This is a genomic window from Streptomyces sp. BK022 (assembly GCF_004217355.1).
GTDB lineage: Bacteria > Actinomycetota > Actinomycetes > Streptomycetales > Streptomycetaceae > Streptomyces > Streptomyces griseoluteus.
The window spans coordinates 540,496-558,569 of the sequence record NZ_SHKU01000003.1 but is presented as its reverse complement, the minus strand read 5'-3'; the positions used below and the strand labels follow the sequence as shown (position 1 = coordinate 558,569).

The following is an 18,074-nucleotide window of genomic DNA, read 5'->3' as shown; positions in this document are numbered from 1 at the left end:
CGACTGGGACCCGGCGTCCAGCAGCTGGTATCAAGAGGGCAGTTCACTCATCTTCGGCGTTCAGGCCAGTGTCGACGGTCCTGTCGAATGCGAGGTATGGAAGGCGGCTCCGCCTGAGGTGCTTCCGGCGAAACTCTTTGAGGTGCCACTTCCGTGTCCGTCCGGGTGGCTCGTGTTGCACGACCCAAACGAATACGCCCGAATGCAATTCACGGGATTCCGTGATTCTGTAATCTGTTCGGCAATGGTGGATGATCTGCAATTTCCGTCAAAGGTTCAGATCTTGCTGAGGGCGGAAGGCGAGTAGCTCTCGGCGCTCGCGGGAACGGGTGAGGTTCCATTCGGGGGTCTCGCCAGTTTTCCATGCGGTGCGAGGGCTTCGTTCCGCTGAGGGACGTCGACCTTCCCGCGCGCCGTTCCGAACCGCAAAGCAGAGGCCCCGTCAGGTGCGCCCTGGCGGGGCTTCTGCATGGGGTGACGGCAGTAGTTGACGACAACGTCAGCGGACGATGGCTCCGCACAGTGCGACGCCGCGGGTCGGCTCGTGGCTGGCGGGACCGTCGAGCGCGGTGCTGAGGGTGTCGATGGCGTCGCGCTGGAGGCGGAGTCGGACGTGGGCGTAGACGGTGGCGGTGACGCCGATGTGGGCGTGGCCGAGGAGTTCCTTGATCACGACGAGTTCGATGCCCTGTTCCAGAAGCAGGGTCGCGGTCGAGTGCCTGAGGTCGTGGAAGCGGATGCGGCGGAGGCCGGCCTTTCGGAGGAGCGCGATGAAGGTGCGGGTGAGGTTGGTCGGGTCGATCGGTCGACCCTGCGCTGTGGTGAACACGTGCCCGCTGTGCTGCCACGCCGTGTCTGCGGTCGCACGTTCGTGCCGCTGCTGTTCGTGGTCGTGCTTCAGCGACTGGACGCAGCGGGTAGGGAGGGCGATGCGGCGTGCGGAGGCCCGGGTCTTGGTGGGCAGCGTGGTGAGCCCGCCTGCGGCCGTGCGCTGCAAGGTTCGGCGGATTGCGGCGGTACCCGCATCGAGGTCGAGGTCTTCCCAGCGCAGGCCGAGGAGTTCGCCCTTGCGGAGTCCGGTGTGCAGGGCGAGTTCGAACAGCACGCTCAGCCGGTGGCCTGGGGCAGCGACCAGAGCCGCCTGGAGCAGCACTTTCCCGCGGCGCAGCAGACTGGCTGGTCGCGGGCACTGTCGAGGTCGCGGGGGCAGCACCGACAGGCGGTGCGCAGCTGGTGAGTGGCGGCGTTTTCCAGCCAGTACGTCAGGTACGCGGCCAGGCTGCCCCGGGCGGAAGGGAGGGGGACGCCACAGTTGCTTGTGGCGATCTTCTCGGTGACCTTGGCGAGGGCGCCCTTGCGGGTGGTTCCGTGGACGCGGACGCGCTTGCGGATGTCACCGGGGGCGAGGAAGGATCCGACGGCCTCCCAGCGGCCGTCCTCGTGCTGACAGACGGTCCCGCCGCCGTTGGCGCGCACGCGGCCGGAGGCGGTCGCGGCCGAGGGTGATCGGGGCGAGCCGGCCGGTGCGGAGGATGTCGTGAACGGCGGAACGGCCAAGCTGGAGGCGGGCGGGCCGTCAGCCGGTCAGTCAGCCGACGCTGCCGAGGCGACTGCCTCGCGTACGTCGAGTTGTTCGCCCCAGGCGAGTTCGCGCTCCCCGACCGCGACCGAGTCGACCGTGAATCCCCCTGCTGCGGGGGGGGCTCCCCGCAGAGACCTCGGCCGTGGGATCGTCGCCCATCGCTCCCACGACACCGGGGTAGAAAAACCGCAGGTCACAGCCGCACAGCTGGCGTCACGGGCACATCTGAGCCGCCGTTAACCGCACATCGTCCGGCGGATACCGCACACTCCACATCTGCCAAAACCGCGTTTCCGCAGGTCAAGGCACTTCTATGGTGGGGCGGGTGGGACTCGAACCTATTCCGGTGACGCTTCTCACCTGCGGTTTCACCGAAGGAACGGACATATCTATCCGAGTCGCTCCGCCTCCATCCTTCTGAATCCCGCTGAGACGGGAGCCGTGCAGCGATTACCGCACGGCTAATGCGGAGCCGGAGAATCCTGAGGACGCGAACGCAGGCCTCCGCCCGGCCCCAGTCAGAGCATCGCAGGCGCCTCGCCGCAGTGCCTGCCCACCCACATCCAGGCATCCTCTCGGGGTCGCCGCACATGACTACACCGCGTAGCCGACCCCGTGGGCAGGGCAGGCTCTCGCCGCGACCCTCGCTGCCATCACGCCATCCTCCTCACTTGATGGACGGGTGGCTCCTCAGATGCTGGTAGAGAGTGCTACATGGCGCCATCTGTCGAGTTCACGCCATGTATGTCCAGCCTCGCCTCTACGCGCTCGACCGCATCCACACCCAACTGCAGGCGCAGCGGAGGCTGGGCGACCTCGGTGACGTCGACGATGGCCTTCGCTGCCTTCACCCGGTCGCCTGGCTGACGGCCGTCGTTGTTGGCTAGTACCTCGCGCACCGGCCCCGCGCTGGCGACGTAGTCAGCGATGGATGCCAGCTCGATCTGCATGCTCGAAGCTGTTGAGGAAGTCGGCGCGAAAGCCGCCCGGCTCAAAGATCGTGGCGTGCACGTCGAGCGGGGCCATCTCGACGTGCAGCACCTCGGAAATACCCTCGAGGACGAACTTCGACGCACCGCACAAGCCAACCGCCGGAGCCGTAGCGAAGCCGCCCACGGAGCCGATGTTCAGGACATGTCCGGATCACTGCGCGCGCAACGTCGGCAGGGTTGCCCGCAGGGTATTGAGTACGCCGAACATGTTGACGTCGAACAGAGCGCGGGCGGCCTTGTCGGACGTCTCCTCGATCGCGCCCACGAGGCCGTAGCCCGCATTGCTGACCACGACGTCGATGCGGCCGAACTCCGCCAGACCGGCCTGCACCGCGGCCGTCAGCTGCTCGGGTTCGGCTACGTCCGCGTTCACCGCCAGCAAGCTGTCCGGCCTTCCCGGGTACGCCTGCAGCACCGCCGCCCGGTCCCGCGCTATCGCGATCACGCTATGCGTGCGATCCAGTGCCTCACGGGAGATCTCCGCGCCAAGCCCACGCGGCGGCCTCGAGTCTTTAATCAGCCCCGCCCCGCAAGTGCGAAAATCCCGCCAATTTCGCCTACCAGTCGACGCACTTCAAGAGCGAGCTTAAGCACCGGCGTCTCGACCTGATCCGATACGTATTCCGTCTCGCACTTCTCAAGGAGTATCGGCCAGAGCAGCCGAGCCAGCTCGACCTTTTCTTCGGTAACGCGCAACCGATACAGCGGAACCTTAATGTCGAAGTTCTTGGCGCGGGCCTCTTGTAGTTCCCGTCGTAGATTATGCTCCCAACTCGATGAGGCCACGCGTGCATTTTTCTGCACGGTCGCAATCTTCGTGATGGCTGGCATCAGTTCGTCATCCGAAAAGTTTGCCAGCTCATATTTGTCATCGCCCCACACGTGGACGTGCACCAGCGCATCGAGTTCAGTTTGACTGATGTCAGCGTCCTGATACTTCACCTCTTCACGAATCGCATCCTGGAGCTGGCGCCGCACTTTATCACGCTTATCCTGCGTAGCGAAGTCGTTTTCAGCGTCCATGGCGATGACAAGGGAAGTTAGTGAGGCATCAAGCATCCAGCCATCCTTGAGCTTTCGTCCAATCCGCGGCGTGACGCCATAGCGTGCAATGAGATGCGCGTTAATCTTCGATCCCTTTGTGCGCTGCACCCGCACCTGCTGCGGTTGCGTCAAGCCGAATTCAGCGAGCAGCTTCGGAACATGATAAAGCTCAGTTTCACCTTCGACCAAGAGGATCACCTTGGGATGCGGCGAAAGTCCCAACTCGGACAGCGCCCTTTCCAAGGTTTGCGCCTCTCCGTACCGAGGAGTTAGTCGGTCATGCTGCGGAGTCCACCATATTTTTCCCGTCAGGTCGGGAAGAGGTTCAATAAAGCCGTTCGCCGATAGATCTTCATGAGCACGCAGTAGCACTTCGGCTGCGACTCGCCGCCACATCGCATCAAGCGGCTCGCCTCGAAATCGAGACCACCCCTTGTAGCTTGCGTGTCGTAAGAGAGGGAGCCACTTCACGAGAGGCTCGCTGTTAGCAGCGACCAAGAGCGCATCCGCGCTCTCTGAGAGTCTCGCACTATCGAAGCCAACCAATTGCAGCAGATCGACAGTTTGTGCTCCAGACCTGTGCCTCCTCAAGCCTTCCTCATCTACTCCTCCTGGGATACTCAGTTTACCCAAAACGCCTGGAAGGTAGCGAGTAGACAAAGCCGATAGCGCGAGCGTCAGTTGATGGCGATCGTCATGAATGGCACGAACGGAAAATTGATCAAAGCCCGCTTTTATGAACGCGTATCGACTCATGGCTGCCTTCACGTGAAGCAACTGCCAGGACGAGTAAATGAAACCATTCCACCAGCGTTCAGCTTCCATGCCCGTCGGCTTCCTGTACGGCCATGCTACCGAGTAGCCCTCCTGTGCCGGATCTCGAAGCCGTCCACCGGCTGCGGCTTCAAAAGCCCAGCCACGAGGGTTCATTCCGTAGCTAGGTTGGACTGCGATCCGACGCCCCTCCGCCGGCGTATCACTTACCCTGTATAGCGGTAGAAGCAAGCGATGACTATGCAACTCCTGCAGGATATCGAGCGACAGCTTGTAACCACGCTCGTCGGCTTTCTTGACGAATTGATCCGCCGTGAGCAAATCATCCTGCGTGAATACATAGGGAAGCGTGAGCAGTTCAAGAGCGCCGCCCGACGGTACCGGCGGGACCAGCTGCGGTGTTTTTGTCACCATCGCATCTTAAGATCGACCGGTGGTTGTTTGCCCGGTTGTTTTTCTTCACAGTCGGTGTGCTGTCAGAGCGTCGCACCTCCTCGTCGAGCACTCGCATGGAGGGCGCCCAACCCTGCGGCTCAGCGCAACCTGCCTGCCCCTCACACTCGTTGGCGCGCGCCGTTCCAGGGTCCACGACCGACACAAGGTAGGTCGTCGGCATCAGCGTCGCTTGCGAGGTGATCCACCGCCCAGGCCTACCGCACGCCAACTCGCCCTGATTGAGCGAGTCTCAATGATGGTGTCAAGCCGATTGGGGCCGGTGGGGTGGGGGTGAAGCGCCTCTTGTCACGGAGCATGGCCCATAGGGCATCGACTCGGCGGCGCGTAAGGGCAAGCAGGGCCTGGACGTGGAGCAATCCCTCGGCGCGTTTCTTCAGGTAGTAGTCCCGAGAGGGGCCGGGGCGCATCACGGCGGTCTGAGCGGCCACGTAGAGGACGTGTCATAGGCGGCGGTGGTAGCGCTTGGGCCAGTGCTGGTTCCCGGTCGGCGGCCGAAGTCACGCGAGACCGGGGCCAGTCCGGCGTGGGCGGCCCGGTGGGCGGTGCGAAGCCGCCCACCTCATAGCCCTCCAACGCACCCAAGCCAACAACCTGACCCCGCTCCTGCTGCTGATCGGACAGTGGGTGCAGATCACCGGCTGGTGGCTCCTCGCCGCTCACAGCACCCTTCTCGCGGCCCTCTCAGCGGCAGCGGTCGCCGTGCATTTCCGCCACCTCCAGGAGATCAGTCACTTCGCCGTGCACGGCGTCCTCGCCCGCACCGCCCGCGCCAACCAACTGCTCGCCGAGACCTTCGCCCACCACCCCCTCGGGCTGGGGCCGGTCCCGGCACGTCGCCGCAGACATGTGCGTGACCACGACCTCAACGCCACCCTGGCCGGCGATCCCAACCTCGCCGAGCGTTAGGCCGGACTGCAGCCCGGCCGCCCACCTCGGCGGCGACGGCCTTCTCCACCGTGTTCTCGCCGTAGAGGTCGCGGGCGTCGAGCCCGGCCGTGGCGGCGACTTCGACCGCGTCGAACCCGGTGAACCGCGCAGTGCCCCTGCTGCGGAGGAGTCCACGGGCACGGAAGTAGGCGCGCTTGGCCTCGCGGTTGGGGAGAAGGGAGGCGACGGAGGAACCGGCAGCTTCGGCCTTGGCCTCGATCGCGGCGACGAGGGGGGCCGCGTCGACCGTCACGGACTTCCCGCAGCCGTGGCCGCCAGTAGGGCGGTACTCAACCTGCTCGTCGGACGGGCCGATCATGGTGACCCATCCCATCGGCCCGCTCACCCGCCGCTTTCATCCGGTCAGATCTGGTCATCTTGAACGATCATATCGTCACGAAGTGACGATATCTTGGTCCTTTAGATACAAAATCAGTTTCTGGATGGCTGCGATTGCTGATCGTCGGCAGTGGATGCGCTTCCGTTCGAAGAACGGGAGCTCTGCGACGCTGTCACCTCTGACAGAGCTGTGCTCGGCTCCACGACGGTTAGCAACGGTGAAGACGTGTGTGCCTTGCATAAGCGCGGGTTCACCCACACGAAGTGGCGTAGCCTGCCAGCGTGACTGCTCCTCCGTTTCCGCAAGTTCCAGAGCCGCCGCTCGCTGTGACGGCGCGCGCGGCCTGGGCGGCGGAACTAATGAGGGTCTACGACGCCTCCCCGGCGATGTCGCTCGATGCGGCGACGCCCACGGCTCGGGTGTTGGAGCTACTGGAGTCCTACGACTCCGAGAGGGTTCCCTCCCTCAACCGCGAACCGGATTACATGTGGGCCGAAGACAATTCGGTCGTTCTGGTAGAGGCGAAGAGCACCCAGGCCGGAACCGCTTGGCGTGTGCGTCGCATCCTGAAGTGCTGGTCTTCAGGGCTGAGGACCGACTGGGATGACGCGGCTAACGGCAAGGAGCTGACGCCCCTCTTGCTCCGCACGGCGGAGGAGACTTCGGTCATCCCGTCTGTCACATCCGGGCTGATTTGGGGACTAGACCCCACACCAGTTCCGGTTGACATCTGGCAGAGCCTCGGACGCGCCGTCACATCGGCGGAAAAGCTCGTCGTTGCCGTAAGCAGCTACGGCGCAGCAGTGGACGTAGTCCGGCGCGTGGGCCGAATCGCAAGAGCGGGGCGCCCCGCGCCGGCTGCGTTCTCCGTGGACATCATCGATGAAGTCGAGGAAGTCCAGGAGGTTCTTCGGAACCTCGCTCAAGGGCTTCTCCTGGGCGGTGTCCAAAAGGCCGAACTCGTCTTCGCTCTACCGCCCCATGCGGCGTCACCCTGTGGTCTTCTCCGACTAGCCGCGCCCATCGTGCCGGGCGCGCCGGGAGCCGGGGCATGGCCTGATCAATCAACCATGACGCTAGCTGATTAGCCTCCTCCGAGGGGCAGCAGCCCTTCAGAGGACGGATTCATGCGCGGGGACTTTCACACGAGGGTGCTACTCGTGGTGGTCGCGGTGTTTTTTTCACTCATCGTGGCGCTTTCTGCGGCACTTCTCTCTTACGCCACGGGCGGGCGGGGGCTCCAGGCCGTAAGTTGGGGTGCTGCTGCCTTTGTGGGAGCGATGACGCTCTCCCTAGCCGTTTTGACGATCTTGCTGTCTTGAGGGAGCGGCCCCCCTTCGCGTGCGGGCCGTTCGGTGTGGACCTCCACAAATTGGAGGTCCACACCCGGCACCACGTTCGGGCCAGTTCCTATCGGCCGACCGGCCACTCACCGAACGGTACCGGCGTCTGACCATGGGCTTCGCGTGCGGCTTCCTCAGTGCCACACATCGTGCAGATGAAGGTCTCGCGGGCAACGGTCAGCCTGGAACGTGCGGGCCGATCACCGAGCGGGCCGCCGCAGCGCCGGCAGCGAGTGTCGGGCACGGGTCACTCTTTGGGGTGCTCGCGGGCGGACTTGATGATGTTGTTCGAGGTTGGGCGTGAGTAGGTCTTCTCCGTCAGCCCGAGAAGCTGGGGGATCAGCTCGGCGTTCGTGGCCCTGGGGTTCGCCGCGATGGCCTGTCGCGCGAGAGTCAGCCGCTCGTCTCCCTGGTAGGGGTAGGCCAGTCCGCGGCGGCCGGTGGGCCGTCCGCCAGCGTGCCCGCGCCCCTAGCGGTCCGCGAGGTACTGCCTGTGGCGGCTCCTCTGCGGCTCGGCGTCCTGGTGGTGCTGCGGTCTTCTGTCGTCTCGTCCATCGTGCTGGCCTTCGGTGACTCGGGATGCTGGCGGGCGGCGAGGGTCAGAACAGGGCGCGTTCGGCGCGGGCGGCGGTGCGGAATACGCGGGCGGCGTCGGCGGCGGTACGGCCGGGCTCGGCGCTCCACCGGTCGATGACCTGGCGGTGCAGGACCTTGGCGGCTGCCGGGTCGTCGGCGTCCACGGGGTGACCGGTGAGGGTTTCCGCGAGGAGGGCGGACGCCTGGTCGCGTGCGCGGTCGATGCGGTCCCAGTCGTACGTCCGGCCGGCGGCTTCCCGCCCGTGGCCGGTGGCGACTTGGAGGGCGCCGCGCGGCCAGCACGGCAACGTGGCGGTGCGGCCGGGACCGTCGAAGAGGCGCGGGCCCTGGTGGATGCCGACGTGTTCGATGTGGCGGGCGGCTCATTCCAGGATCGCGGCGGGGGTGTCCGCAATGACGATGCTCTCGGGGGTGTGGCGGGTCGGCACGGTGCTGTCCTTCGGGAGGGACAGGGGCGGCGGCGCGCTGCCGCCGCCCCCGGTCGGGCTGCTACTGGTAGGCGGGGATCAGTCGGCGGACCTTGTCCTCCCCGATGCACCCGCCCTTGTGACGGCGTGCGCTCGGCGGCTCTCCGTTGCGGCCACGCAGGTGTGACCAGAACTTCGGCCCTTGCCAGCCGCACAATTCACATCTGAGACCGCGTTTGAGATCTGACATGGGAGGATCGGTCGGTGACTCGACTCGTGAACCGTGACCGCTCCCTTGAGGAGCTTGAGCGCGACTGCTGGTCGGCCCCGTCGGGCGGCGAAACCCGGCTGATGGCGACCGTGCGCGAGCTTCGACGCAAGCCGATCGGCAGTCTGACGGTCGAGGACATGCGGCTGCTGATCAGACAGGACGTCGGCCTTGCCCATGTCCTGCCCTTGGCGGTGGAGGTCCTCCGAGCTGGCCCATTGGCGGAAGGCGACATGTACGAGGGCGATCTGTTGGCCGCCGTGCTCACCAGGAGTGCGGAGGTCTGGAGCGAGTTCCCCGACCTCGGGCAGGAGGTCCGCCTGATCGTCTCGGAGTTGGCCGTTGTGCCGCAGGTCCTAAAACGCGAGGGTGAGGGGTTCTTGGCTCGGTAGCTCGTCGTCAACAACTGCCTTCGGTGAAGGCTGCCAGGCTGTGTACGGGACTTGCCGCACGAGCGGCCGTGGGCCAGGGCGCGTCGAAGCACGGCCCCTGGTGAGCCGTCGGACCATGACGCCGATCATGGCCCAACGAATCATCGTTTCAGAGTGGGCAGGGCTGGTCTCGTAGTCCCGGGTGAGGCGCCGGTGGGCGGTGAGCCAGGAGAAGGTGCGCTCTACCGCCCAACGCTTGGGCTAGACCTGGAAACCGCGCTGGTCCAAATCGTCCTTGCGGACGATCTCCAGGTCGCCACCGAGGATCTCGCGGTCCACTCGACGAGGCGGCCAGCGAAGCCCTGGTCGGCCCAGACCTTCTTGACGCCTGGGTGGTCGAGGCGCGTCCACAACAGCGGCCGCTTCGCGCCGTCGCGGTCCTGAATGCTCGCTGCAACGACATGGACGGCCAAGAGAGGCCGAGGGTGTCGGTGACGATGAACCGCTTGCGCCCCTTTACCTTCTTGCCCGCGTCGAAGCCCCTGGTGGCGGCGGGGACGGTGTCGGCGGTGCGGACGGACTGCGAGTCGATCAGCCCGGCACTCGGCTCCGCGTTGCGGCCGTCGGCTTCACGGACCGTGCCGCGCAAGGTGTCATGGATGCGCTCGACGGTGCCGTCGTCGTGCCACCAGGTGAAGTACCAGTACACCGTCGGCCATGGGGCGAAGTCTTTCGGCAACTGCCGCCACGCGCAGCCGGTCCGCACCACGTAGAAGATCGCATCCATGATCCGCCGCCGCGGATGCTTCTCCCGCCGGCCCCCCTTCGGACCCACCCGCGCTGGCGGGAGCAACGGCTCCACCAGCGCCCCCTGCTCATCCGTCAGGTCCGACGGATACCCACCCCCAACACCGCTCACAGAGAGCTCAACGAACCCTTCAGCAAGAGGACATGGCAGATCTCAAACGCGGTCTGAGGAACCAGTGGTTATCGCTGCCAGGGAACCCGGTGCGGACTGCCCGCCAGTGGTGGGCCGCGAGTCCCGCGAACGCGATCTCGGCGCCCTCGGTGTTGCGGTCATTGACCGGCATCCGCGGGTGCAGGAATTGCCAACCGAGCGCAACCGCGCTCTGCAGCGAGGTGACCTGGTGGTCAGCCGGGAGTCTTCCAACGGCATGTCCGGCTCGTCGTGCGGGCACTCTCGACGGGCTCTGACAGCTCGCTGATGAATGCGGACGATCGTGGAGTCGACCGCGACGATCAATCGAGGGCGCCTCCGGCGTCTCCTGGCCGCAGGAAAGGCCCCCGTTTAAGGCGGGGGCCTTTCCTGCGGCCGCGGTGGTAGTGCTGTCGCGCTACCTCGCACTACCACCACGTTAGGCAATGTGGGGCCTCATGCGCCGACGGAGCTACGCGTCCGGCGACCTGTCGAGCAGTTCAATGTTCGACCAGAGACCGTCCAGTCCGAAGCGGGCGAGATACTCCTCAAGAATGAGGAACGGTGGCCCTGCATGAGGTTCGCAGTCCACCCACACGGTGTCGCACTCGCGGCAAAGCAGGAAGGTGTCGGATCTTCCCAAGACTCGGGCTGGGATGATCCACCCCTGGTCGCATCGCGGGCACCAAATCACAGATATCTCCTTAGATTATACCCATGGGTAGGCAGTTATGACTCTGGTAGTGCCAGGGGTGACCACGATCCGGAGCCTTTTTTCACCCAGAGTGCCAATCACACGGCCCATATCCACGACGTATGCGGCTGCATCGTCGGGTTCGGGAGCGCCCCTCTTCAACCATCCCTCGTCGAGCAGGCCGAGGATAGAACCCTGGTCGGCATTAGCGTACACGCTGTGCTTAGGCTTTACCGGGTCAGGGTGGGCATGCTCCATTACGTGGGCAAGGCGGTGGCCCTGCTCGGATCCGGGCCCGTAGATGAGTCCCGCCGGAGACTGATAACGATCACCTCCGAGATCCTTGAAACCGACCGGGCAGCTCGCGTTATGTACGAGCAGCGGAGTTTTTCCGGCCAGTACATAGAAAGTGTGCAGATCGTCCACGGTGAGGGTATACGTCTGCGCATACCGCTCGTACGACTTGCTCCCAAGTACGACGTTGCTGCCGCCGCGCTCATCACGAAGTGTCATTCCCGCACGCAAGGATCGAGTCTCGATCCAGTTCCGCTCAGAGGGCGACCAGAATCGATGTTCACTGGTGGCGGTGAGCGTTGCGTTTCCTGACCGAGTCCGGATGGACAGTCGGGTGAATGACTTGTCGTGCTTGGTCACAATGAGGTTGGTCACCTCGCGCGGTGCTGTCCGACCTGTGACCGGGTCCGTGGCAAGGACCTTGTCCCCGGGCTCAACAGACTCGATTTCCTTTTTCGCGCCGCTGCCCATGAGCACTCGAGTGCCGGCAAGGAAGCACTGGAAACACTTTACCGCTTTAGCGTACCTAGTTGCGGCGGCGATTTCCTCTATATTGTCGAGCTCTTTGAGTGCCTTTATTTTTCCGATCGGGAGTACAGACATTCCCGCCATGAGGCATTTGCCGAGAGTCGGATCCTCATAACAGTCCAGGATGTCGCCGACAAAGAAGGTCGTAGCGATGGCTGCGAGCGTCGGATCGACAGGTGGTGAGGTAAGGGGCTGCCCGGCAAGAGCGCAGGGAGGCAGGCTGTCCCTGGTGAGGTAGGCGTAGCAGCGTGGCTTCGATGTGCTCTGGGCCTCCCGTTGGGCCCTGCGCCGTTCCGCGGCTAGGCGGCGCTCCTCTGCTTCCTCTGCCTGACGTAGATTTTTGACTCGGTCCCACGCCTGCGAGGCGACGGTTTCGGCCTCCGAGGCGCTCTTACCTGCACTAATGGCATCGCTGCGTGCCTCGCTCGCCGCGTCTCCCGCCTGGGCGGCAGAGTCGCGGGCGTAGTTAGCCGAGAACTCGGCCTGCGCAGCGGACTCTTCGGAGGCTATGGCGTCCTGCTGTGCGCGATCTGCGGCCGAGCGTGCGGTGGCGGCAGACTGCTTTGCTTGGGTGGCGCTTTCCTGAGCGTCGTCCGCGGCGTTATCGGCCGCTTCGGCGTAGCCGGCCGCCTCCTCCTCGCTGTGCCGCGCCTCACTTGCGGCAGCGTCGGCTTCGGCCGACGCTTGCTTCGCTTCGGCAGCGGCCTTGGCTGCGAGCCAGCGATTCTGCTGGGCCTTGGCGGCGATTATGCCGCCTTCGGCGATGAGCCGTTGGACCTGCGCTATGTGGGTGGCGGCCAGCTGGTCCTTGCGGTCCGCCATGTACTGCTCGACGTCGATGAATTCGTGCAGTTGGTTCGCCGGGCCCGACAGGGCGATTTTGGCTGCGGCTTTCACTTCCGGGCCGCCACTGTTGACAAGTTGGCTGGCTGGAACCGGATTCCTGGCCGGCTCGACCCCCGAGACTGGTGACCGCATGGGCCAGGACCTGGCCGCCGGCATCACCGCCTCGGGCGAACCTTTCCTGGTCATCGGCGCGCCCGGCGAGGCCCTCGGATCCGTCCCCAAGGCCGGTATGGCGTTCTACGTGCGCGACAGCACCAGCATCGGCATCACGACCGCCAATATCGGCATCACGCAGGACAGCACCGGCGTCCCTGGAGCCGTGGAGGCCAACGACCAGTTTGCCGACAGCGTTACCGCTGACGCCAACCACATCGCCATCGGTGCGCCCGGCGAAGCCATCGGCGACAACACCAACGCTGGCAACATCGTGGTCTTCAGCCACACCCTGAACTCCGAAGGCCGCCCCACCCCGCTCTTCGGTCTCGACCAAGACCTGGACACCGTCGCCGGTAGCTCCGAGGCAGGCGACCAGTTCGGCAAGTCCTTGGCGATGGCGCCCTACCGCCCCACCGGAGCGGCCACTGCCACCGACTCTATTCTCGCGGTCGGCTCACCTGGCGAAGACCTGGATGTCGACGGCGTCAACAAGACCGACACCGGCAACGTGCTCACCTTCCGCGTCACCGCCGCCGGCACGTTCACCCAGCTGAACAACTACTTCTCTGGTAATGCCTCTGACGATGTCACCGGCACTTCCGAGGCCGCTGACCACTTCGGTCAGACAGTCGCCGCCGTGAACACCATGCCCGGCTCGGTGAGCACCACGTCGACCATGAAGCTCGCTGTCGGTATGCCTGGCGAGGCGGTCGGGTCCGCATCCAAGTCCGGTGCCATCACCACCTTCTCGCTGCTCGGTTCTCCGGGTGCGAGCGATCGGTGGATCGAGGCTGGAACCTGCGGCATTCCCGGCCCGGCTGGAGCTGACCAGCAACTGGGCTCGAGCATCCGCTACACCGCAACCAAGCTGTACGTCGGAATGCCCTACGGCCCGGCTAGCTACGGCGCCTTGCATGCCCTGCCTCTGTCCAACGTCACCGCCGGCGGCACCAACGCCGCGATCACCACATACCAGCCTGGCCAGGACGGACTTCCCGCTTCTGGCGCCCGCTTCGGATACGCGGCACGGTAGGAAAATGCGATGCTCACGGCCCCAGCCGTCGCCGTGAGAGAGGCGCTGGTGTAAGGCGGGGTGGTTCAGTTGCGGAAGGCATCTGAACCACCCCGCTGGGCCCTCTACTCAAAGAGGTTGTCCGGCTCGAGGTGGCAGCGGACGCGCAAGCTGCTGCCTTGCGGCGACACCCTCCTCATCCTCGCCGGAGTTCTCGGGCGTTCGCTTCGCTCAGATGGTGCCATCGGCGCCGCTTCTGACACGCATGAGTGTCGCCGCTCGCTACGACGAAGTCGCACCAGTCCAGGGCGGCCCGTATACGGCGGTGGTTGTCCAGCACGGTCCGCACCTCGCGCTCGGTGAACTCGGCCACTGCAATTCCGGAATCATGTGCTGAAGATCCACCAGGAAGCTGGTGCCGCCCCCGAGCAGTTCCAGCACCTCCCGCGACGCCCGCTGGTAGTTCACCGCCGGCTCGCGCCGGGGGCGCCGGCCTGGGGGGCCTCCACGGCGACCTCGTCCTCGTCTTCTGCGGGATGTTGGGCTTTAAGGTCGTCACCGACCAGCCGGGTTGTTCCGGGCCGCATCGCGCGGCGGACCATCCGGGCTGCCCCAAGACGTAGACGGCGCGTGGATCGTATCGGGGAACGATGCCGCTCAGGTAGGACGGGACGATCGACTCATCGAAGACCCACCAGTGCTCGGAGACAGAGAGCTGGTGGTAGTCGACGCCCGGTGCGCACCGTCGCGGCTGGGCGATGCGACGGACCGGTTCGGTGAGCGCGGCGGCCCGCCTCGCGTCCCGTACGACAGCCAGGCGCTACCCGGCACATCGCGGTACACGCGCACCTCTGCGCGAGCGATGTCGATGCGGGCCCAAATCAGCCCGCGTCTCCCTCCGCTCAGCGGCCCATCAGTCGCAACAACCGGGCCTGCCGGGACTCCCCAGCAAGGAGCGGGGCCTCTGGGGCGGCGAAGAAGCGGTGGGTGGTGTCGGCGGAGACAGGCGACTCCGCCAAGCCGGCGTAGATGTCGGTGAGGTGGTCCTCAATCCAGACGACGAGCAAGGGATCGAGTTCCTCGGGGGCATTGATGGCCCGGGCCAGGTCCCACGTATGAATGGTCACGTCCGTGGTGCGGACGGCGAGGGCCTGTTCTCCAGTCACCGGGCCGAGCGGGTAATTCAGGATCTGCTCGAGGGCACCTGGCCTGCGGAATGCCGCGACGCACTCCTGCACCGACCGGACGTACGCGCCCACCGGATCGCCGCATGGGGCATCCCTGTCCCGGAGTCGGATGAATTCGGCGGCCGAGCCAGGCGGGTACTCAAGGGCGCCCCGATTGCTGGGCGGAGCATGGAACTGGGAGTGGCGGGTCCCGGCGTCGAGAAGCACGCGGCCGCAGTCGCCGACGCAGCGTGCGAGCTGGCCGACACGGTGACGCCCGGCACCTGGAGTACCGGAGGCGGTGGAGGACACTGTCGACGCGATCGACACGCTTACCGGAGCCCTCGCCGGGATCAACCCGGAGACCGCACAAGCGCTCGCTGCGGTCCCAGCCGCCACCGTCGGCCTGCGCCGCTTGCTCCCCCGCAGTCCGAAGGGCGCCGTTGTGCCCGCGCCACGGCCGGACGCGCCGCCGGGGACCGGGCTGGCAGGGCGTGCGGCCACCTCGCTGACGGTTGCTCCGTCCTGCGGCTCTGCTCGTTCCGTCAGGTGGGCGTGCCGGCTGCCGTCACGCCCGTCACGAGACGGGAGTCATCCGGCGTGGAACGCTTCGAGCATGTCGTCGAGATCACGCAGGGTCTTTTCCTTGCTGCTGATTCCGTAGCTCTCCAGCATGCCGATGCACACGGCCACGTACGCGCCCAGGTCCACGATCAGGTCGTAGAAGGCTTCTTCGTCTTCGTGGAAGAGCGCGACCATGAACTCTGCTGTCTGCTGCATGCCGGGCGGCCCGCTCAGCAGCGTCGTGAGCATGTCGACCACGTTTGTCAGCAGCTTGCCGCCAGCAGGGGCCGCCTTGCTCAGCTCACGCAGCACCTGCTCCGGATCCCGGTTGCGCTCCTGGGCGAGCCAGGAGGTGAGGCCCGCCGCCGCGACACCTGCGCCGACCGCGAGCGTGTTGACGTTGTCGAGACCGCCCGCCTCCATATCGGTCTCGACAACGCGAATCACCACTTGGCACGCCGGATGGTCCTGACGCACGGCAGCCTTGCCGGCTGCCGGATCGAGGGAAGCTCGCACCAGTTCCATCACCGGCTCATGTAACGACGTCATGCCGTCATCCTTTCCCAGCCGGTGGGCCACAGGGGCGGGAATACGGCAGCTACGTGCCGTGGCGGCCATCTGGCGTCGGTGGCGGAGGAAGCGAGAGACGCCGCAAGTCAGACAAGGCGACCCGCTTCAGCACCGGCTGCACCGACCGTCAGTACGAGTAGGCGCGTGGGGTGGGGGCCGGTCTGTCCGGCCGGCCCCCACCCGCCTGCGTTCCCTACTTGGGGTCCAGCTTCTGGCGCATTTGATCCAGGGTGGATCCGTCGGGCATGTGCCACAGGGTCCAGCCGTTGATCACGTTTCCGGTGACCGCTTCTGCCGCCTTCGACGGGGAGGGGAAGGGCGAGGGGTGGCCGTCGACGATGAGCTGGCCGTCGGCGGTCACGACCGCCCGGCCCGACCGGTTGGCGCGGCGCTGGTGGAAGGTGAGGACGGTGTCCGGCTTCAGCAAGCCGGCCTGCATCAGAGCGGCGAGCGGCCCGTGCGGGATAACAGGCGAGGCCGTTGCGGCGTCGGATCCGCCACCGAGGGACAAGGTGACGTGGATGGTGTCGTCGCCGCTCGCGCTCGTGAGCCGAGCGATGACTGCGGGGTCGAAGTGGATGCTGAGTGTGGCCATGCGATCTCCTACCTTCGCGGCCCCAGGGGCCCTCTGCTGACTTTCACTTCGATCTTAAGCAGCCCGAGCAGCTTGTGTCTACTTCTACTCCAAGTAGTTCAGCAGAACTTCTGGCGAGAAGGGGTGACCCCCATTCCGGAACGTCGGCGCGAAACGTCGCACACCATGGGCGTGCTCCACCTCGCGGGCGTACGGCTCGCGTGGGCAGCGCTCGTGCCGCTCGGTCTGCTCCAGGTGCGCGTGGACGACGGCGGTGTGGATCCGGCGCGGCAAGGTCCGCTGTTCGAGGCAGCCGCGGCATTCCAGGAGATGCAGCGCCGCGCCTTCGATGCGGAGGAGGCTTGAGGAATGGCACAACGGTGGCGAGGAGCGGTGGCGCGAGCGCCTTGCGTTGCCCGCCACCTACAGCGTCATTGCACTGCTGGCGGCCGAACCGTAGGGATGGCCGCCGGCCTTCCCGGGGATGGCGGTGCATGCGAGCTTAGGTCGGTGTGGGTCAGCCTTCAGGCGCGAGGCCGCAGCGTCGGGGACCAGTTGCTAGCGGCAGTCGAAGGCTGGACCCGGCAGAGGGGTGCTGCAACTCTGAAGCTCGCGGTCCTACCGGGCAACGTGCCCGCCATCGCGCTGTATCACCGAATTCCCCTACACGAAGACTGCTACCCGACCGGAAAACGCACCGTCACCGTGGACCCGTGCTCTGCCTGCCACACTTCCCCGCATCGTCCGTCGAGATTCACGGCATCCCCTATTTCTCAGCGTACTGCTGAAGGAAGGGCAGAGCTGCCTCGTCGATTTCCTGGATGGGGTTGAGGCGGCCCTGGAAGTCGAACCACTCCCCATGAGTGCGCATGTCATCGAATCGCTCATGCAGGTATCGCTCGAGGGGGAACCCGCCGCGAGAACTCCAGCGAAGCTTCAGTGCGGTCGCGGAGCCCATCTGCAACGACTTCATCCGCTGGGCTATGTCCTTCGCAACGCCGATCTTGATTGAGTCGGGGGTTTCGTCCGTCGATATGGCATACACCCACCGTTCATCGAAGCGAATCTCCTCGCGCACTATGCGAGGCGTGGGCATTTCCATCACTTCGATCATCTCGTCCCACTCGCGATTCATCCGCTCCTTGATCGCGACTGCCAGGCGATTCAGCTTGTCTCGGGCCTGCTCGGCAGTGATCGCTCCAGCGGCAATCAGATCGAGGAGTTCCACCACAGCTGGGACTTCGATGTCAGTGCCCGAGCTGGGAGCATCTCTGCGCGTATCGCCGCCCAGCGCAAGCCCCCATTGCACGGAGACGTTCTCGATGCGGTGACTGCCGAAGACCAGCTGCACGGTGAAGGATTGAGCCACTAGGGGGTCCTCTCAGACCAAAGGGTGGTGGAATGCCGAGCGAGGCCATCGTCGCCGATGCCACTGACATCGGTGGTAGCAACGAAGGTCGCGAGACTCAGCCCAGCCCAACGGGCGCCCCTCGATGATCGTCGCCCGGTATCCCGTAACTGGCCGCCACACTGCTCTGGTTGTCCGCGCAGGCCGCCAGCCTCGGAGCATGGGAGATGCGGTTAAGCCGGAGGCAGTACGTTCAGCAATAGCTGGCACAGTGAGCCTTTTCC

General features: G+C 65.4%; 15 protein-coding genes and 4 pseudogenes. 6 read left to right on the top strand and 13 right to left on the bottom strand.

Features of this window, described 5'->3' with window-relative positions:
• Positions 1-499 precede the first annotated feature (499 nt).
• The 5 genes and pseudogenes from EV284_RS32980 to EV284_RS14040 all read right to left on the bottom strand — a co-directional run.
• A pseudogene (locus EV284_RS32980) lies at positions 500-1,476 on the bottom strand (site-specific integrase).
• Positions 1,477-2,292: 816 nt separating this feature from the next.
• Positions 2,293-2,532, bottom strand: a complete 240-nt coding sequence (locus EV284_RS33255) for a hypothetical protein (RefSeq protein WP_242625676.1) — start codon at positions 2,530-2,532, stop codon at positions 2,293-2,295.
• Positions 2,504-3,091: pseudogene (locus tag EV284_RS33250) on the bottom strand (SDR family NAD(P)-dependent oxidoreductase). The gene EV284_RS33255 and the pseudogene EV284_RS33250 overlap by 29 nt, the downstream one beginning before the upstream one ends.
• On the bottom strand, positions 3,091-4,803 hold the full coding sequence (locus EV284_RS14045; RefSeq protein WP_130333823.1) for a hypothetical protein: 1,713 nt from the start codon (positions 4,801-4,803) through the stop codon (positions 3,091-3,093). The pseudogene EV284_RS33250 and the gene EV284_RS14045 overlap by 1 nt, the downstream one beginning before the upstream one ends.
• Before the next feature lie 239 nt (positions 4,804-5,042).
• Positions 5,043-5,380 (bottom strand): annotated as a pseudogene (locus EV284_RS14040) (transposase); the annotation flags it as partial.
• A gap of 92 nt (positions 5,381-5,472) precedes the next feature.
• On the opposite strand from EV284_RS14040, the gene EV284_RS14035 reads away from it, so the two are divergent.
• Positions 5,473-5,754, top strand: coding sequence for a hypothetical protein (locus EV284_RS14035; protein WP_242625675.1), 282 nt, complete (start codon positions 5,473-5,475; stop codon positions 5,752-5,754).
• Here the strand turns inward: EV284_RS14035 and EV284_RS14030 are convergent.
• Positions 5,711-6,109: a hypothetical protein gene (locus EV284_RS14030; RefSeq protein WP_242625674.1), complete on the bottom strand. Its 399-nt coding sequence runs from the start codon at positions 6,107-6,109 to the stop codon at positions 5,711-5,713. The genes EV284_RS14035 and EV284_RS14030 overlap by 44 nt on opposite strands.
• A gap of 287 nt (positions 6,110-6,396) precedes the next feature.
• Here EV284_RS14030 and EV284_RS14025 point away from each other — a divergent pair, with 287 nt between their 5' ends.
• Positions 6,397-7,203, top strand: a complete 807-nt coding sequence (locus EV284_RS14025; protein ID WP_130333821.1) for a hypothetical protein — start codon at positions 6,397-6,399, stop codon at positions 7,201-7,203.
• 854 nt (positions 7,204-8,057) lie between these two features.
• Here EV284_RS14025 and EV284_RS14015 read toward each other — a convergent pair.
• Positions 8,058-8,405: a DUF6197 family protein gene (locus tag EV284_RS14015; RefSeq protein ID WP_278045833.1), complete on the bottom strand. Its 348-nt coding sequence runs from the start codon at positions 8,403-8,405 to the stop codon at positions 8,058-8,060.
• 321 nt (positions 8,406-8,726) lie between these two features.
• Here EV284_RS14015 and EV284_RS14010 point away from each other — a divergent pair, with 321 nt between their 5' ends.
• Entirely contained in the window at positions 8,727-9,122 is a 396-nt protein-coding gene (locus tag EV284_RS14010) for a contact-dependent growth inhibition system immunity protein (protein ID WP_242625673.1), read from the top strand.
• A 96-nt stretch (positions 9,123-9,218) separates the two neighbouring features.
• On the opposite strand, the pseudogene EV284_RS14005 reads toward EV284_RS14010, so the two are convergent.
• Both EV284_RS14005 and EV284_RS13995 read right to left on the bottom strand, forming a co-directional pair.
• Positions 9,219-10,020, bottom strand: a pseudogene (locus EV284_RS14005) (IS5 family transposase); the annotation flags it as partial.
• A 727-nt stretch (positions 10,021-10,747) separates the two neighbouring features.
• Positions 10,748-12,532, bottom strand: coding sequence for a polymorphic toxin-type HINT domain-containing protein (locus EV284_RS13995; protein WP_165425524.1), 1,785 nt, complete (start codon positions 12,530-12,532; stop codon positions 10,748-10,750).
• On the opposite strand from EV284_RS13995, the gene EV284_RS13990 reads away from it, so the two are divergent.
• On the top strand, positions 12,531-13,589 hold the full coding sequence (locus EV284_RS13990; RefSeq protein WP_130333815.1) for a hypothetical protein: 1,059 nt from the start codon (positions 12,531-12,533) through the stop codon (positions 13,587-13,589). The two genes, EV284_RS13995 and EV284_RS13990, sit on opposite strands and share 2 nt — an antisense overlap.
• A gap of 881 nt (positions 13,590-14,470) precedes the next feature.
• Here the strand turns inward: EV284_RS13990 and EV284_RS33245 are convergent.
• The 3 genes from EV284_RS33245 to EV284_RS13970 all read right to left on the bottom strand — a co-directional run bounded on the left by EV284_RS33245 (position 14,471) and on the right by EV284_RS13970 (position 16,463).
• Positions 14,471-14,827, bottom strand: a complete 357-nt coding sequence (locus tag EV284_RS33245; RefSeq protein ID WP_242625672.1) for a hypothetical protein — start codon at positions 14,825-14,827, stop codon at positions 14,471-14,473.
• 498 nt (positions 14,828-15,325) lie between these two features.
• The gene (locus tag EV284_RS13975) at positions 15,326-15,916 is read right to left on the bottom strand and encodes a hypothetical protein (protein ID WP_130333811.1); all 591 of its coding nucleotides are present in this window, start codon (positions 15,914-15,916) and stop codon (positions 15,326-15,328) included.
• Between the two features lie 145 nt (positions 15,917-16,061).
• The gene (locus tag EV284_RS13970) at positions 16,062-16,463 is read right to left on the bottom strand and encodes a DUF4357 domain-containing protein (RefSeq protein ID WP_130333809.1); all 402 of its coding nucleotides are present in this window, start codon (positions 16,461-16,463) and stop codon (positions 16,062-16,064) included.
• 123 nt (positions 16,464-16,586) lie between these two features.
• Here EV284_RS13970 and EV284_RS32970 point away from each other — a divergent pair, with 123 nt between their 5' ends.
• Together EV284_RS32970 and EV284_RS13960 are read left to right on the top strand one after the other, a co-directional pair.
• Positions 16,587-16,808 (top strand): hypothetical protein, encoded by a 222-nt coding sequence (locus EV284_RS32970; protein ID WP_207229025.1) that lies wholly within the window; start codon positions 16,587-16,589, stop codon positions 16,806-16,808.
• Positions 16,809-16,811: 3 nt separating this feature from the next.
• Complete coding sequence (locus EV284_RS13960; RefSeq protein WP_347402194.1) at positions 16,812-17,273, top strand: GNAT family N-acetyltransferase; 462 nt, start codon at positions 16,812-16,814, stop codon at positions 17,271-17,273.
• Here EV284_RS13960 and EV284_RS13955 read toward each other — a convergent pair.
• Positions 17,209-17,811, bottom strand: a complete 603-nt coding sequence (locus EV284_RS13955; protein WP_130333807.1) for a GIY-YIG nuclease family protein — start codon at positions 17,809-17,811, stop codon at positions 17,209-17,211. The genes EV284_RS13960 and EV284_RS13955 overlap by 65 nt on opposite strands.
• Between the last annotated feature and the right edge of the window lie 263 nt (positions 17,812-18,074).